The sequence below is a fragment of the Kocuria sp. CNJ-770 genome (assembly GCF_001942375.1).
GTDB lineage: Bacteria > Actinomycetota > Actinomycetes > Actinomycetales > Micrococcaceae > Kocuria > Kocuria oceani.
In genome coordinates this window covers 1-15361 of record NZ_MKJW01000132.1, presented here as the reverse complement: position 1 = coordinate 15361, position 15361 = coordinate 1, and the positions used below count along the sequence as shown (strand labels likewise).

Sequence of the window (15361 nt, the reverse complement as noted above, 5' to 3'; positions counted from 1 at the left end):
GGGTGCCCACCATCAGCACACCGGTGCTGCAGACCGGGACCTCCGTGGAGTTCTTCGGCCGTGTCGGCCCGCTCCGCTTCCCCTACGTCACGATCGTCTCCGCACAGGAACCGGGGCGGAAGCTGGCGCTCCGGACCACCCGGGGGATCGTGGATCTCCTGGCGGTCACCACGTGGGCGGCGGTGGACGGGGGCACCGAGGTGCGGACCACCGTCGACGGCCGGCTCACCGCGGCGAGGGCCGGCCTCGCCGCGTGGGCCGAGCGGATCGTGCGCCGCAACCTGGGCGCCGAGCTCGGGGACCTCAAACGGCTGCTGGAGACGGGGCAGTTCGAGTTCACCGTGCCGTCCCAGCTCACGGCGCACCCGCCCCGCTGCACGCTCGAGACCCCACCCGACTTCTTCTGAGCCCCGGCACGGCGCGCCCGCGGGCACCGTACGCTGGTGGCGGAACCTCCTTGACCCCTGCGCGCGCGCGGGACGAGTGTGGAACCACACGACAGCTATCGAAAGGTTTCTCCTATGGCCGAGAAGTACACCCTTCCCGATCTCCCCTACGACTACGCGGCGCTCGAGCCCCACATCTCCGCGAAGATCATGGAGCTGCACCACGACAAGCACCACGCCACCTACGTGGCCGGTGCGAACACGGCCCTCGAGAAGATGGCCGAGGCCCGCGCCAACGACGACGGCGCCGGTGCGGCGAAGCTGTCCAAGGACCTCCAGTTCAACCTCGGCGGCCACGTCAACCACTCGATCTTCTGGAACAACCTCTCCCCGGAGGGCGGCGACAAGCCGACCGGTGAGCTGGCCGCGGCGATCGACGACCACTTCGGGTCCTTCGACGCCTTCCGCGCCCACTTCACCTCCGCGGCGACCACGATCCAGGGCTCCGGCTGGGCGATCCTCGCCTTCGAGCCCATCGGCGGCAACCTCGTCATCGAGCAGATGTACGACCAGCAGAACGGCGTGCCCGTCGCCACGATCCCGCTGCTGCAGCTGGACATGTGGGAGCACGCCTTCTACCTCGACTACCAGAACGTCAAGGCCGACTACGTCAAGGCCTTCTGGAACATCGTGAACTGGGCCGACGTCCAGCAGCGCTTCGAGAAGGCGCGCACCGGAGGCACGTCGATCGTCTGATCCCCACCCCGCTCGGTCGGCGCGGAGCGCGCCGCCCACCGCGAGCAGGACCCCCGGACCGCACGGTCCGGGGGTCCTGTGCTGTCTGCGCGGCCCCGGCCGGGCCCACGGACCCCGGCCGGGCTCCGCCTCTCCCGCCGGAGGCGCGCCCCGCGGCCGGTCGTCCCCGGGCGCGGCCGCACGGCCGGGCATGTCGTCCCATGTCATGGCGGGGTCACAGGTCGATCACGGAACTCGATCCACCCCCGCCCATCCATTAGCGTTCGGAAAGGCGCCGGGGGAGCGGCGCCGGGGACCAGGGGAGACGGGGCGGCACATGCAGAAGGTCATCGCGGTACTGGCGGCCCTGGCGGGGGTGGCCCTCGGGGCGGCGGCGCCGCCGTGGGCGGACGCGGGACTGCGCGAGGACGGCACGGGGTTCGTGACCGGGAACGCCGTCCGGGCCGCGCTGGGCTGGGACGACGCGACCCTGCGGGCCGAAGCCCCGTCGCTGGAGTTCGTCGCCGAGTCCGAGTCGGTCACCGGCATCTCCTGGTCGTGCGTCCACACCGGGACGGCGGAGGTCGTCCCGCAGCGGACGGACCTGGTCGTCACCGAGTCCCGGGCGGTCACGAGCCGGCCGCAGACCACGTGGTGGGGGGCGGTCACCGGCTTCCGGCTGCAGGGCTTCGACGGCCGCGGCGCCTCGAGTGCCGTGCCCGAGGGGCCGGCTCCCGGCTCCTGTCCCACGGGTCCGTGGTCACCGGTCGAGGGCAGCACGCGGACCGTGGAGACGACCGGCGAACCGGTGCTCATGGTGCGCCACGACGGGGCGCAGCACCCGGTGCCGGTGGGCTCAGCCGCGGGCTCAGCCGTGCGGTGAGCCCAGTCGTCGCACGACGTCCCGCGTGGCCGCGACGATCCCGTCCACCTGCTCCGGCGTGATGTCGGCGGAGAGGGTGAAGCGCACCGCGGTGGTGGCGACCTCCGGCGGGTAGCCCATCGCCGTGAGCACGTGCGAGGGCGCGGTGTCCCCGGCCGAGCAGGCCGACCCCGAGGAGACGAGCAGCCCCCGCGACTCCAGGTCCACCAGGACCGTCTCGCCGTTGACCCCGGGGAAGCAGAAGGACGCGTGCCCGGGCAACCGGGACTCCGGGTGCTCCCGCGGGTCGGGGCCGGTCAGGAGGGCCGTGGGCACCTCGGCCAGGACCCCGGTGATCAGCCGGTCCCGCAGCCCGGCCAGGCGCACCGCCTTCGCCGGCCGCTCCTCGGCGGACAGCCGCAGGGCCGTGGCGAGACCGACGGCGCCCGCCACGTCGGAGGTGCCCGAACGCCGGCCGCGCTCGTGCCCGCCTCCGCTCATCAGAGGGCGCAGGGGCGTGCCCCGGCGCACGTAGAGCGCTCCGACGCCCTTCGGCGCCCCGATCTTGTGCCCCGCGAGGCTCAGCGCCGCCACGTCGAGCGCTTGTACGTCCAGCTCCAGCGACCCGGCCGCCTGGACCGCATCCGTATGGAACGGGACTCCCCGAGCCCGAGCCACCGCAGCCAGCTCGGCGACCGCCTGGACCGCACCCGTCTCGTTGTTCGCATGCATCACGGATACCACCGCCGTGCCCGGACGAACAGCCCCGGCCAGGTCGGCGGGGTCGACGAGGCCCTCGGCCGAGACGCCCAGCTCGGTCACCTCGAAGCCGTCCCAGCGGGCCAGGTCGCGCCCGGAGTCCAGCACGGCGTGGTGCTCCACGGCGCTCGTCACCACGTGGGTCGTCGAGGCGTCCCGGTCCCGGCGGGCCAGGGCGATGCCCTTGACCGCCAGGTTGTCCGCCTCGGTCCCCCCTGAGGTGAAGACCACCTCCGCGGGCCGGCAGTTGAGCACCTCGGCCACGGCCTGCCGAGCCGCGTCCAGCCCGGCCCGTGCCCGGCGGCCCACCTCGTGGTGGCTGGAGGCGTTGCCGAACTCCTGGGTGAGGTAGGGCCACATGGCCTCCAGGACCTCACGCCGCACGGGAGTGGTCGCGGCCGCGTCGAGGTACAGCACGGTCAGCCCTCCCGGACGTCCAGGACGACGTCGAGTCCCAGGTCCAGATTGCGGGCCGAGTGGGTGAGCGCGCCCACCGAGATGACGTCGACCCCGGTGGCGGCGATCTCCCCGACGGTCTCCAGACTCACCCCGCCGGAGGCTCCACCGTCGCGCGGCCGTCGATGATCGCCACGCCGCTCACGAGGTCGTCCACCGAGAAGTTGTCCAGCAGCACGGTGTCCGCGCCTCCGGCCAGTACGGCCTCGATCTGGTCCAGCCGGTCGACCTCGACCTCGAGGTGCACCGTGTGGGGCAGACGACGGCGCAGCTGCCGCAGCGCGCCGGTCAGGTCGGTCCCGTCGGCGGTGAGCAGCGCCAGGTGGTTGTCCTTGGCCATCACGGCGTCGGAGAGCGAGTGCCGGTGGTTGTGCCCGCCGCCGCTGCGCACGGCGTGCTTCTCCAGCGCCCGGAGCCCCGGGGTGGTCTTGCGGGTGTCCGCCACCCGGGTCCGGGTGATCGTGCCGGGCGGGAGGTTCGCCGCCTGCTCGACGCGGGAGACGGTCTCCTCGACGGCGGCGACGTAGCGGGCCGTCAGCGTGGCGATCCCGCACATCCGCTGGGTGAGGTTCAGGGCCACGCGCTCGCCGGTCAGCACGGACCGGGCGGGGCCGGCCACCACGGCCAGCGTGTCCCCCGCGGCGAAGGAGTCCCCGTCGGCGGGGATCAGCTCCACGGCCACGGCAGGGTCCACGGCGGCGAACGCCGCGGCGAAGACCTGGCCGCCGGAGAAGACGCCGTCCTCGCGCGCGACGAGCTCGGCCCGCGCGAGGGCGGTGGCGGGAATGAGCAGCTCGGACGTGATGTCGCCCCAGGGCGCGTCCTCGGCGAGGCCCCGTTCCACGACCTCGGTGATGGCGGCTCGGGTCAGCATGCGGAGATCCTCTCGAACATGTCGTTGTGCGTATATGAACTCGGAGTGGTCAGATGGCCGTTGCGGGGTGCCGACCGCGCCCGGCGCCAGAAGGTGCGCCCGGCGCGGGCGGGCTCGGGAACCGGGCAGTCCTCCCGGAAGTGGGCGCCCCGGGACTCGGTGCGGTGCAGGGCCGCGGCGGCCACGGCGCGTCCCACGGTGAGCAGGTTCCGGTCCTCGACCGCGGGGCGGGAGAGCGCGCCCGGCGGCCGGAGCGCGGCCAGCCGGTGGACCAGCGCCTCGAGGCCGGAGCCGTCCCGCAGGACGCCGGCGCCGGCCCACATCGCGGCCTGGAAGGCCTGCCGGTCGAACGGCACGCCCGCCCCGGCGGGGTCCGGCAGGGTCAGCACGCCACCGGGCGCGAGCCGGGCGGGGTGCCGCCGGACACCGCGGGTCGGAGCGGGATGCGTCCGGTCGGTGCCGTCGGCCCGGAGGTCCGCGGTCGCCGCGGCGCCCGCCCGGGTCGGGCGCGGCCGGGTCCAGTGCGGCCGACGGACGTCGTCGGGCCGCAGGTCCCCGGCCAGGGCCTCGGCGGTGCGGGCACCGAACACGGCGCCCTCCAGCAGCGAGTTGGAGGCCAGCCGGTTGGCGCCGTGCACGCCCGTGGCCGCGCACTCGCCCACGGCGTACAGGCCCGGGACGCTCGTGCGGCCGCGGTCGTCGGTCGCGATCCCGCCCATCAGGTAGTGCGCCGCCGGGGTGACGGGCACCGGTTCCCGGGACCAGTCCAGGCCGTGCGCCCGCACGGCGGCGTCGATCGTGGGGAAGCGGCGCGCCAGGTGCTCGGCGGTGTCCGGCTCCGCGTGCCCGGCGCCGGCCGGAGCGGTCATGGCGGTGCAGTCGAGCAGCACCGGCAGGCCTCCCTGGGCGAGCGACCGGCGGACGATCTCCCGGGCCACCACGTCCCGCGGGGCGAGCTCGGCGAGCGGGTGCGCGCCCTCCAGGAAGCGCCGTCCGGTGGCGTCCCGCAGCACCGCCCCTTCACCGCGCACGGCCTCGGAGACCAGGAAGCAACCGGGAGCGGCGAGGGCGGTGGGGTGGAACTGCACGAACTCGAGGTCCGCGACGACGGCTCCCGCGCGCAGGGCCGCGGCGATGCCGTCGCCCGTGGCCACCGCGGGATTGGTGGTGTGGGGATAGAGCTGCCCGGCACCGCCGGTGGCCAGCACCACGGCGTCCGCCCGCAGCTCGCGCAGCCGGTCGCCGTCGAGGACGAGCGCCCCCCGTACGCTCCCGTGGTGGTCCGCGACCAGGTCCACGAGCATCGTGTGCCGGAGGACGTCCAGGCGCCCGGAGGCCTCGGCGTCCAGCGTCGCCGCCACGAGGGCGCGCTGGATCTCCCGCCCGGTCGCGTCCCCGCCGGCGTGCAGGATGCGGGGCACGGAGTGGGCACCCTCGAGGCCCTCGACCCACGGGGAGTCCGGGCCGTCAGCGCGGTCGAACGCGACGCCGTGCTGCACCAGGGCGGTGACGGCGGCGGCCGAGTCCTGCACGAGCACGCGCACGGCGTCGTCGTCGCAGGTGCCGGCCCCGGCTCCGAGGGTGTCCCGGACGTGCAGGGCCACGGAGTCCCGGACCTGCCCGCCTGGCAGGTCCGCCGTCATGGCGGCGATGCCGCCCTGGGCTCGGACGGTGTTCGTCTCGTCCAGGACGTCCTTGCTCAGCAGCACCACGTCGAGCCCGCGGCCGGCGGCCGCGAGGGCGGTGGTGAGCCCGGCGATGCCGCTGCCCACCACGAGCACGCGCGGGAACGGGGGCGTGCTCACCGCGGAAGCGCCGCCAGCATGCGCTCGAGCGCCACCTCGGCGTCCCGAGCGGTCGCGGCGTCCACCGCGATCCGGTTGATCACCCGGCCGGCCACGAGCTCCTCGAGCACCCAGGCGAGATAGCCGGGGTGGATCCGGTACATCGTGGAGCACGGGCAGATCACCGGGTCCAGGCAGAAGATGGTGTGCTCGGGGTGCTCGTCGGCGAGCCGGTTGACCAGGTTGATCTCGGTGCCGATCGCGAAGGTGCTGCCGGGCTCGGCGGCCTCGACCGCCTTGCGGATGTGGTCCGTGGAGCCGGACTCGTCCGCGGCGTCGACCACGGGCATGGGGCACTCCGGGTGCACGATCACCCGCACGTCCGGGTGCTCGGCGCGGGCCTGCTCGATCTGGGCCACGGTGAAGCGGCGGTGCACCGAGCAGAAGCCGTGCCACAGGATGACCTTGGCGTCGGCCAGCTGGTCCGCGGTGCTGCCGCCCAGGTCGTGGCGGGGGTTCCACATCGGCATCTGCTCCAGCGGGATCCCCATGGCCTTGGCGGTGTTGCGGCCCAGGTGCTGGTCCGGGAAGAAGAGCACCCGCCGGCCGCGCTGGAACGCCCACTCCAGCACGGTGGCGGCGTTGGAGGAGGTGCAGACGATGCCGCCGTGGCGGCCGCAGAACGCCTTGAGCGCCGCGGACGAGTTCATGTAGGTCACCGGGATCACGCTCTGCCGACCGTCGTCGTCGGTCTCCCCGAGCACGTCCATGAGCTGCTCCCAGGCCTCCTCGACGGAGTCCTCGTCGGCCATGTCCGCCATGGAGCAGCCGGCGGCGAGGTTGGGCAGGATCACGGACTGGTGGTCGCCGGAGAGGATGTCGGCGGTCTCGGCCATGAAGTGCACGCCGCAGAAGACGATGGCCTCCGCCTCGGGGCGGCTGCGCGCGGCGCGGGCCAGCTGGAAGGAGTCGCCGAGGAAGTCGGCGTGCTTGACCACCTCGTCGCGCTGGTAGAAGTGGCCGAGCACCACCACGCGGTCGCCGAGGGTGGCCTTGGCGGCGGCGATGCGGCGGTCGAGCTCCTCCGCGGACGCCTGCTGGTACTCGGCGGGGATGACCGGCTGGGCGGGCGAGCCGGCGGGCACGGCGTCGTCCTGGGACGCGCCGGGGCCGTAGCCGGCCGAGACGGTGGGGGCGAAGTCCCACGGGCTCGTCCCGAGGGCGGTGCTGCACGTGCTCGGGGCCGGGGTGGCGCCGGGCAGGTTCGCGGGCTTCTCGGTCAGCAGGTCGATGCGGGTGGCGACGGAGGTCATGTCTGCTCCTGGGTGCTGCGGCCGGCCGGGGTGCGGTCGGCGAGGTCGAGGTCGGAGTCGTGGCGGTAGAGCCGGGGCGGGCGGTGCCGGGTGCCCTCCAGGCGGGTGCCGGTGTCGAGGACGGCGCCGGAGGCCAGCACCTGGCGCCGGAAGTTGGCGGGGTCCAGGACGGTGCCGAGGATGGCCTCGTGCACCTCCCGGAGCTCGGCGAGGGTGAACGTCTCGCCGAGGAACGAGTGGGCCACGCGGCTGTAGGTGATCTTGTTGCGCAGCCGGTAGATCGCGTAGTCCACGATGTCGCTGTGGTCGAAGGCCAGCGGCGGCAGGTCCGCCACGCGCATCCACGTGACGTTGAGGTCGACGTGCAGGTCGGCGGCCTGGTCGGCGCGGATCGAGGCCCAGTAGACGATCGAGACCACCCGTTCCTCGGCGCTGGCCGAGCGGGTGAGCCCGCCGAAGGCGTAGAGCTGCTCGAGGTAGCCCGGTTGCAGGCCGGTGGTGAGCTGCAGGGAGCGGGCGGCGGAGGCCTCGAGGTCCTCGTGCTCCTGGAGCGGTCCGCCGGGCAGGGCCCACATGCCCCGGAAGGGGTCACGGATGCGGCGGACCAGGGGCAGCCAGAGCTCCTTGCGGCCGTCGGGTCCGGTGTCCCGGGCGGCGAAGATGACGGTCGACACGGCCAGGGCCACGTTCTGCGCGGTCAACATCACCTCCAAGCACCTCGAACCTTCAGGTTGCAGTGACTATAACACCGTTCTGGTCAGTCTGACGTTAACGGAGCTGTGACCATATCGCTCCTGACCAGGCCGCATGCAAACGCGTCTTGATTGCCTCCACAGGGGTTGCTCGAGCACAGCGCGCGCGGTCTAGCATCTGACCCATCCGACCGGGGCGTCCGGCCACGGCACAGCGAAGCGGGGAATCCATGGTGCGGTCCTGTCCACTCCCGGCGGCAGCCGGCGGAGCCCTCCTCGTGGCCCTCGTCCTCACCGGCTGCGTCCCCGACGACGACGGCGCCGCGGCGTCGCCTTCCAGCCCGGCATCGGCAGGTGTCGCCGCGGAGGAGACGGGCGGTGGTTCGCCGCCACCGTCGTCCACGTCCGGCCCCGCCGACGCGTCCGCCGAGTACGTGCCCGCCTCGCTGGACGGGCCGGCGCAGAACGTGCCGAAACCGGTCATGCCCGAGCTCGCGCGGGAGGAGTCCCGGGAGGGGGCGCAGGCATTCCTCGACTACTGGTCCGACGCGATGTGGTACGCGAATCAAACCGGCGATACAACGTATGTGCGTGCCATAGTGAGTGAATCGTGTGAAGTGTGTATCGACCAGTTCAATGTAGTCGAAGATGTTTATGAGCAAGGGGCGTGGTTTGTCGGAGGCAGGGAAAGCATATTATTGCAGGAATCGGTTATCACACCAACGAGTGACGGAGTTTACAAGCCTATTGCTTTGTCTGATTCCGAAGGCATAAAGCTGGTTGAACAGGGGCGGGTGACTTATGAGGCTCAGCCGCGAACGGGGAAGGGAGATCCATTTCCGATCTACCTTGACTTCGACCAGGATGCTTGGATCTACATCACTGCGGCAAATATGCCCGGAGTAGGCGTGTCAGATGAATAGACCTTTTCATGTCTGGGTTCTCTTGATGGGCCTCATGTGTATTCCTGTCGATTTAGCCTCGGCGAACTCTGCACCTCCGTCAGAACTGGCAGATCGAGTATCTCGGGCAGGGAGCGGTCATTCCGTTCCCAGTCAGCGCGGCGTAGACCTGTCGAGGGAGACGACGGCTGTTGCGGACGGAAATAAGATGAAATTGGAAGTCAGAATCGAGGAGGGGCCCCCGGTTGTCGCCGACAGCAGCGAAGAGGCCGTAGTCGCAGTGGGAGCCGGCCCGGTCGCCTATGACCCCGACGAAGATCCTGCCTTCCAGAAAGCGCTCCGCCAGTACCTGAGCGACCAAGGGATCGACCGGCCGTTCAACCCGGACACGATCGCGCAGTCGAAGTCGCAGACGTTCGGCCTGCAGAACCCGTGCACCAACCGGAGGGGCGCGGTCCTCGACGACTGCCTCGCCGAGCGGGTCTGCACCACGGACGGGGGTGGCGAAGGCGTCTACATGAACGTCGTCGTGCGCCAGGGGGAGGGCCCCAGCACACCGTGGGGAGAGCCCATGTGCGTGGCGGCCGCCGAGGCGGAGGGCGACGAGGAGATCGTGGAGCTGCCGACCTTCACCCTGCAGGATTTCAGGACGCTCGCCGTCGCGCCTGCGGCCAGCGCGGTCCAGCCGGCGCCGGACACCTTGAAGGGCATGCACACCAATGTCTACGCGGAGGCCCAGGGCCAGCAGTTCGCGACCGAACTGGGTGGTTTCCCCGTGCAGGTGCGTGCCGTCCCGGTGCAGTACGCCTGGGACTACGGGGACGGGGGCGCGCTCGGGCCCACCGAGCTGAGCGGCGCCCCGCTCGAAGAGGGGGCGTGGGACGTCGAGACCGACACGAGCCACGTCTACACCGAGACCGGGGACTACGCGGTCACGCTGACCACCTGGTTCTACGGCGAGTACTCCGTGGCGGGTGGGCCGTGGTTGCCCGTGGCCGGGTTGAACGACGTCGCGAGCGCCCCCGTCCCGATCAGCGTCTGGCGCTCCACGGTGCGCAACTACGCGGACGACTGCCTGCAGAACCCGCAGGGCGCCGGCTGCTGATTCCAGATCCGAGACGGGTCGCCGCCCCACGGCCGGATCACCGCGGCCGTGGGGCGTCCGCTGCTAGGCCCGCGCGCGGAAGCGCTCGAGCAGGTCGAGGTCGATGCCCGCGTGCCGCCGCGCCAGGTGCCCGGCGGCATCGGCGTCACGGGCGGTGATCAGTGCCACCAGCTGTTCGTGGTCCTGCAGGGCGCGCTCTTCCATGTCGGCCTGGTCCTGAGGATCGCCCCACAGGTGCACCGGCGCCGAGAGGGCGAGCTGCTGCTCGGCCCGGAAGAGGATGTCGGCCAGCACCGGGTTGCCGGCGGCCTCTGCGATCGCGAGGTGGAGAGCGGCGTCGGCGGCCTGCTTGGCGCGCCCGGACGGTGCGGCGCGGAACTCCTCGAGCCGCTCGTGCAGCAGGTGCACGTGCTCCTCGGTGCGGTTCTCGGCAGCGGCGCGCACGATCGTGTCCTGGAGGCGGCACATCGCATCGGAGGCGTGCACCAGGTCCTGCCAGGACGTGCCCAGGACACGGACCGCGACGTCGCGGAACTGCTCGTGGGAGTTGCCGGTCTCGGCCACGAAGGAGCCACCCGTCCTGCCGAGACGCTTGATGAGCACGCCGGTCTCCTCGAGCTGGGCCATGGCCTCGCGGAGGGTGGCCCGGCTGACTCCGAGGGTCTGCGCCAGGTCACGCTCGGGGGGCAGCTTGGTGCCAGGAAGGTACTGGCCGACCGCGATGGCAGTGATCAGGCGCTCGCGGACCGCGTCCGCTTTGCACTGCGGGGCCAGTGGCCTGTCCAGGGGGCCGGGGGCGCCCGGGCTGGATCCGGTCATGCCACCTCTTTCAGGGCTCGATGCTCGACGGAACACAGATTTAACAAAAAGGTCTACTTTTCAGACCTTTTGGTGGCTACGATGACCGCAACGAAAGGAGGGACGCTGTGTCTGTTGTCACCTCACTGGACGTTCCGTTCACCGACGGGTCCACCTGGGTCCAGGTTACGACCCCGGATGCTCCCCGACCGGGGGCCCTCCCACTGGTCGTCCTGCATGGAGGGCCAGGCTTCTGTCACGACTACCTGCGCAGCCTCTCCGCGCTCGCGGACGAGACCGGCCGGACGGTTGTCCTGTACGACCAGTTCGGGTGCGGCCGATCCTCCCACCGCCCGGAAGCTTCCCCGGACTTCTGGACTCCCCAGCTGTTCGTGGACGAGTTCTTCACGGTGATCGATCATCTCGGTCTGGAGGCCTACCACGTGCTCGGGCAGTCCTGGGGCGGGATGCTCGGGGCCGAGATCGCCGTGCGTCGTCCCCAGGGCCTGGCAGGTCTCGCAATCTGCAACTCTCCGGCCTCCATGGAGCTGTGGGCGCAGGCGGCTGAGCGCCTGCGGGCCGACCTGCCCGACGACGTCCGCACTGCGCTGGAGTCCCACGAGGCGACCGGGGCCTTCGACCACCCTGACTATGTCACGGCCACCAAGGAGTACGACCGCCGCCACGTGCATCGGACGGCGGAGGTGCCCGAGGACTATCTGGACTCGGAGCGCCTCGTGGAGCAGGACCCGACCGTCTACCACACCATGAACGGCCCCAACGAGTTCCATGTCATCGGGACCCTGCGGAACTGGTCGATCATCGACCGTCTTGCTTCCGTCGACGCGCCCACTCTCGTGGTCGCCGGGGAGTTCGACGAGGCAGCTCCCGAGACGTGGGCACCGTTCGTCGAGCGCATCCCAGATGTTCGTTCGCACGTGTTCGCCGGGGCGAGCCACTGCACGCACCTCGAGCAACCACAGGAGTTCCGGGCGCTGATCGCCGAGTTCCTGAAGGAGCACGACGCGCCCCCGGAGTGATCCTCCGCCCGTTGCTCAGCGGTTCTCCGCACACCTCTTCCTGTTCTTCCTCGTACTCCTCCTCTGTTCTAGGAGCCTGCCGTGTCCGAACCCGTCATCTCCACCGCGCTCTCCTCGCAGCAGCAGCTCGAGCGCCTCGGCTACAAGCAGGAGCTCAGCCGCTCCGTCACCACCTTCGACCTCCTCGTCTACGGCCTGATCTTCATGGTTCCGATCGCTCCTTGGGCGATCTTCGGCACCGTCTACAACGAGGCCCAGGGCATGGTGCCGCTGGTCTACCTCGTCGGACTGGTCGCCATGATCTTCACGGCGCTGTCCTACGCCCAGATGGCCAAGGCCATCCCGCTCGCCGGATCCGTCTTCTCGTACGTCGGCAAGGGGATCCACCCCAACCTGGGCTTCTTCGCCGGCTGGCTCATGCTCCTGGACTACCTCCTGGTGCCCACGCTGCTGTACGTCTTCGCCGCGGAATCCATGATCGGCATCTTTCCCGGCAGCGAGCGCTGGATGTGGGCGCTGCTCTTCGTGGCCGTCAACGTGGTGATCAACATGTCGGGAGTCAGCTCACTGAAGTGGATGAACCGGGTCTTCCTCGTCATGGAGCTCGCCTTCATCGTGGCCTTCTTCGTGATCGGCATCCGTGCCCTGACCGACGGGGCGACTCCGGGCTCCTCGTTCAGCATCACGCCGCTGTGGGATCCCGCGACCGTCAGCGCACCGCTGCTGGCCACGGCCCTGTCGATCGCCGTGCTCAGTTTTCTCGGCTTCGACGGGATCTCCACCATGGCGGAGGAGTCCACCGGTGGACGCGGCTCCGCCGGCCGCGCCATGGTCCTCGCCCTGGTCATCGTCGCGACCCTGTTCATCACCCAGACCTGGCTGGCCAGCCTGCTCGCCGGGCCGTACCAGCCCATCCCCGAGGACCGGGTCGGCAACGCCTTCTTCGACATCATCGGCACCATCGCCTCCACCCCGGTGATGAACGCGTTCTTCGTCTGCAACGTCCTGGCGGTCGGCATCGCCAACGCCATGGCCGCCCAGGCCGCCACGAGCCGTCTGCTGTACTCGATGAGCCGCGACGGCCAGCTGCCGAAGTTCCTGCGGCACATCAACACCCGCAAGGTCCCCAGCTACGCGATCCTCTTCGTCGGCGGTCTCTCTGCCGTGCTCGTGCTGTTCTTCGTGGGCCAGATCAGCCTGATCTCCTCCATGGTGAACTTCGGCGCGCTCACCGGATTCCTGCTGCTCCACCTGTCCGTGGTCGTCTTCTGGATCGGCCGGCGGAAGTCCCGGAACTACCTCGTCCACCTGGCCTTCCCGGTGATCGGGTTCGCCATCATCGGCTACGTCCTGCTCAACGCGGAGACCCAGGCCAAGATCGCGGGGCTCGTGTGGATCGGGGTGGGCGCGCTCGTCTTCGCCTACTACCGCAGGACCGGGCGCAGCACCGAGCTCGCCGAGGACCACGAGGACATCACCGTGTCCAGCCACTGACGCCCACGACGACGACCCCTCAGCACGAAAGGCACCCTCTCATGGACCACTTCCTCAGCAAGGCGCACGGCCGAACCTCCTTCTCCGCCGAGCACGAACCGGTGCTGCGGGTCCGTCCGGGCACGGGCGAGGTGATCGGGTTCGAGACCAATGACGCCGAGTACGAGGAGATGGACCGGTTCAAGGACCTCGACAAGGTCACCACTCCGTTCAATCCCGTCACGGGCCCGGTCCACGTCGAAGGCGCGCAGCCCGGTGACGCGCTCGCCGTCACGGTGCACGGCATCGACTTCAAGGAGTACGGCTGGTCGGTGTCCATCCCGGGTTCCGGGGCGCTGACGGACGTGATGGGCGAGGAGATCTTCACCCGGAAGATCCCCATCGACGAGGCCGGTGCTCACCTGACGGACACGCACGTGGTTCCACTGGCTCCCATGATCGGCTGCATCGGCACCGCTCCCGCCACCGGGGGCAACGACACCGTGATGCCGTCCTACGCGGAGGGCGGGAACATCGACATCACGGACGTCGGGCCGGGATCGACCGTCTACCTGCCCGTGCGGGTGGAGGGGGCGTACCTGTTCGTCGGAGACCTCCACGCCGTGATGGCCCAGGGGGAGTCGACCTTCGTGGCCATCGAGACCGAGGGGGTGGCCAAGGTCAGCGTCGACGTGGTGAAGGACCTGCCGCTGCGCGCACCGCGGATCGAGACGGCGACCGAATGGATCTTCGTGGGCATCGGAGACACGGTGCAGGAGAGCATCAAGCGCGGTTACGAGGACGCGTTCTGCTTCCTCACACAGGAGCACGGCTTCAGCAAGGAGGACACGTACGTGCTCATGAGCGCCACTGTGCACTCCCAACTCGGTGGGCCCACGGGATCGCAGGACCCGGACCCGCTGCACCCCTTCCAGGCGATCGGCAGCGTGACCATCCACCGGGTGCCCAAGAGCATCCTCTGAGTTCCCACGGCGGGGCAGGGCGCCGGCTGCTGACCCACGCGGCGGCTGTTGGGCCGTCCGACCCGAGTGGCACGATCGGTGCACAGCGGTTCCCGGCCCCGCCGACGAACCGGTGATCGGCCCCCGGGCGGACGCCCGGGGGCCGCCACGGCGACGCAGTGGTGCCACGGGTGGCGAGGTCCAGTGACCGGCAGCCGCTCCAGCACTCCTGTGCCACAGGAGGAAAGGGGTGGGACGGTGGCGATCTCCGGTACCTGGGTGCTCCACTACAGCTGGGGCTGCACCGGGAACTACGGGCGGACGAGCCTGGACTTCCGAACCGAGGGCACCTTCTCGGGCGGCGGCTGCTCGGGTTCCTGGCGGCAGCTGGACGGGATCCTGCTGCTCCGCTTCACCGACGGGCCGGCCCAGTACGGCGGGACGGTCACCGGCCGTGTGGGCACGGGCGCCATGTCCACCCTCGACGGTTCGCTGAACGGCTGCTGGTACCTGATCGAGCAGGGCGCGGCGGAGCCGTCGGACCGCGGCGCCGAGCAGCCCGCCGACGTCGCCGGCCGGAGGGCCGAGCCCGGCGAGGCCGCACCCGGCGAGCTGGACGCCGCGGGGAACCGGATCTGATGCGCGAGCGTCGGGAGGAGAGCGCGATGCAGCACGCACACGGAGCCCTCTGCGGTGTCATTCCGCCGTTCGTGCACGAGCACATGGCCGAGCACGGTGACGAGCAGACCCGCAGGAACGCCTTGTCCGCCCTGTCCGTGGACACGACCGTCCGGGCCGAGCGGCTGATCACCGATCTGACCGCGGGCGGTGTCGTGGCGCGGGTGGCGGCCCACACGGGGCGCACGGTCCACACGGCCCGCAACACCGGGGAACTGCCGGGCACCCCGGTGCGCTCCGAGGGGGAGCCGCCCACCGGGGACCTCGCCGTCGACGAGGCGTACGACGGGCTGGGTGCCACGGTCGACCTGCTGCGCGAGGTCTTCGGGCGCCACTCGCTCGACGACGCCGGCATGCCGCTGCTCGCCACGGTCCACTACCGGGAGAGGTACAACAACGCGGCCTGGGACGGTCGGCAGATGATCTTCGGCGACGGGGACGGCCAGTACTTCAACCGCTTCACGGCCGCTGTGGACGTCATCGGCCACGAGCTGGGCCACGGTGTCACCACGCACGAGTCCGACCTCCTGTACATGCACCAG

The 15361-nt window shown here is 70.9% G+C and carries 13 protein-coding genes and 3 pseudogenes; 10 read left to right on the top strand and 6 right to left on the bottom strand.

All coding sequences use genetic code 11. The features are described from left to right. The 3 genes and pseudogenes from BJF77_RS15965 to BJF77_RS15955 all read left to right on the top strand — a co-directional run. Positions 1 to 407 (top strand): annotated as a pseudogene (locus BJF77_RS15965) (hypothetical protein); the annotation flags it as partial. A 114-nt stretch (positions 408 to 521) separates the two neighbouring features. Continuing rightward, complete coding sequence (locus tag BJF77_RS15960; RefSeq protein WP_047802353.1) at positions 522 to 1142, top strand: superoxide dismutase; 621 nt, start codon at positions 522 to 524, stop codon at positions 1140 to 1142. A gap of 316 nt (positions 1143 to 1458) precedes the next feature. Then, positions 1459 to 2004, top strand: coding sequence for a hypothetical protein (locus BJF77_RS15955; protein WP_075871857.1), 546 nt, complete (start codon positions 1459 to 1461; stop codon positions 2002 to 2004). Here the strand turns inward: BJF77_RS15955 and BJF77_RS15950 are convergent. From BJF77_RS15950 to BJF77_RS15930, 5 genes and pseudogenes are all read right to left on the bottom strand, one after another. Further along, entirely contained in the window at positions 1990 to 3159 is a 1170-nt protein-coding gene (locus BJF77_RS15950; protein WP_075871856.1) for a cysteine desulfurase family protein, read from the bottom strand. The genes BJF77_RS15955 and BJF77_RS15950 overlap by 15 nt on opposite strands. A gap of 2 nt (positions 3160 to 3161) precedes the next feature. Continuing rightward, positions 3162 to 4072: pseudogene (nadC, locus tag BJF77_RS15945) on the bottom strand (carboxylating nicotinate-nucleotide diphosphorylase). Then, positions 4066 to 5877 carry an L-aspartate oxidase gene (locus BJF77_RS15940; protein ID WP_075871855.1) on the bottom strand — a complete coding sequence of 604 codons (1812 nt, stop codon included), beginning with the start codon at positions 5875 to 5877 and terminating at the stop codon, positions 4066 to 4068. Before BJF77_RS15940 ends, nadC begins: the two are co-directional and overlap by 7 nt. Further along, positions 5874 to 7169, bottom strand: a complete 1296-nt coding sequence (gene nadA / locus BJF77_RS15935) for a quinolinate synthase NadA (RefSeq protein ID WP_075871854.1) — start codon at positions 7167 to 7169, stop codon at positions 5874 to 5876. Before nadA ends, BJF77_RS15940 begins: the two co-directional genes overlap by 4 nt. Then, entirely contained in the window at positions 7166 to 7873 is a 708-nt protein-coding gene (locus BJF77_RS15930; RefSeq protein ID WP_158041212.1) for an NUDIX domain-containing protein, read from the bottom strand. Before BJF77_RS15930 ends, nadA begins: the two co-directional genes overlap by 4 nt. A 266-nt stretch (positions 7874 to 8139) precedes the next feature. Between BJF77_RS15930 and BJF77_RS20230 the strand changes: the two genes are divergently transcribed. Together BJF77_RS20230 and BJF77_RS19680 are read left to right on the top strand one after the other, a co-directional pair. Beyond that, entirely contained in the window at positions 8140 to 8784 is a 645-nt protein-coding gene (locus tag BJF77_RS20230) for a DUF6318 family protein (protein ID WP_139318487.1), read from the top strand. Positions 8785 to 8971: 187 nt separating this feature from the next. Next, the gene (locus tag BJF77_RS19680; protein WP_255396187.1) at positions 8972 to 9868 is read left to right on the top strand and encodes a PKD domain-containing protein; all 897 of its coding nucleotides are present in this window, start codon (positions 8972 to 8974) and stop codon (positions 9866 to 9868) included. A 63-nt stretch (positions 9869 to 9931) separates the two neighbouring features. Here the strand turns inward: BJF77_RS19680 and BJF77_RS15920 are convergent, their stop codons facing one another. Further along, a complete protein-coding gene (locus BJF77_RS15920; RefSeq protein WP_075871853.1) occupies positions 9932 to 10687 on the bottom strand; it encodes a FadR/GntR family transcriptional regulator in 756 nt (251 codons plus the stop codon). 107 nt (positions 10688 to 10794) lie between these two features. Here BJF77_RS15920 and BJF77_RS15915 point away from each other — a divergent pair, with 107 nt between their 5' ends. The 5 genes and pseudogenes from BJF77_RS15915 to BJF77_RS15895 all read left to right on the top strand — a co-directional run. Then, positions 10795 to 11706, top strand: a complete 912-nt coding sequence (locus BJF77_RS15915) for a proline iminopeptidase-family hydrolase (RefSeq protein WP_075871852.1) — start codon at positions 10795 to 10797, stop codon at positions 11704 to 11706. Between the two features lie 81 nt (positions 11707 to 11787). Next, on the top strand, positions 11788 to 13200 hold the full coding sequence (locus tag BJF77_RS15910) for an APC family permease (protein ID WP_082157237.1): 1413 nt from the start codon (positions 11788 to 11790) through the stop codon (positions 13198 to 13200). Between the two features lie 41 nt (positions 13201 to 13241). Next, a complete protein-coding gene (locus tag BJF77_RS15905) occupies positions 13242 to 14162 on the top strand; it encodes an acetamidase/formamidase family protein (RefSeq protein ID WP_075871851.1) in 921 nt (306 codons plus the stop codon). A 237-nt stretch (positions 14163 to 14399) separates the two neighbouring features. Next, a complete protein-coding gene (locus BJF77_RS20655; RefSeq protein WP_075871850.1) occupies positions 14400 to 14780 on the top strand; it encodes a hypothetical protein in 381 nt (126 codons plus the stop codon). Positions 14781 to 14806: 26 nt separating this feature from the next. Continuing rightward, positions 14807 to 15361 (top strand): annotated as a pseudogene (locus BJF77_RS15895) (peptidase M4 family protein); the annotation flags it as partial.

What these genes read in the sequence shown, in the direction of transcription:
- BJF77_RS15955 (WP_075871857.1), top strand. Translation starts at nt 1,459, where the DNA reads ATGCAGAAGGTCATCGCGGTACTGGCGGCCCTGGCGGGGGTGGCCCTC.
- nadA (WP_075871854.1), bottom strand. Translation starts at nt 7,169, where the DNA reads ATGACCTCCGTCGCCACCCGCATCGACCTGCTGACCGAGAAGCCCGCG.
- BJF77_RS15905 (WP_075871851.1), top strand. Translation starts at nt 13,242, where the DNA reads ATGGACCACTTCCTCAGCAAGGCGCACGGCCGAACCTCCTTCTCCGCC.
- BJF77_RS15960 (WP_047802353.1), top strand. Translation starts at nt 522, where the DNA reads ATGGCCGAGAAGTACACCCTTCCCGATCTCCCCTACGACTACGCGGCG.
- BJF77_RS15920 (WP_075871853.1), bottom strand. Translation starts at nt 10,687, where the DNA reads ATGACCGGATCCAGCCCGGGCGCCCCCGGCCCCCTGGACAGGCCACTG.
- BJF77_RS15930 (WP_158041212.1), bottom strand. Translation starts at nt 7,873, where the DNA reads ATGTTGACCGCGCAGAACGTGGCCCTGGCCGTGTCGACCGTCATCTTC.
- BJF77_RS19680 (WP_255396187.1), top strand. Translation starts at nt 8,972, where the DNA reads ATGAAATTGGAAGTCAGAATCGAGGAGGGGCCCCCGGTTGTCGCCGAC.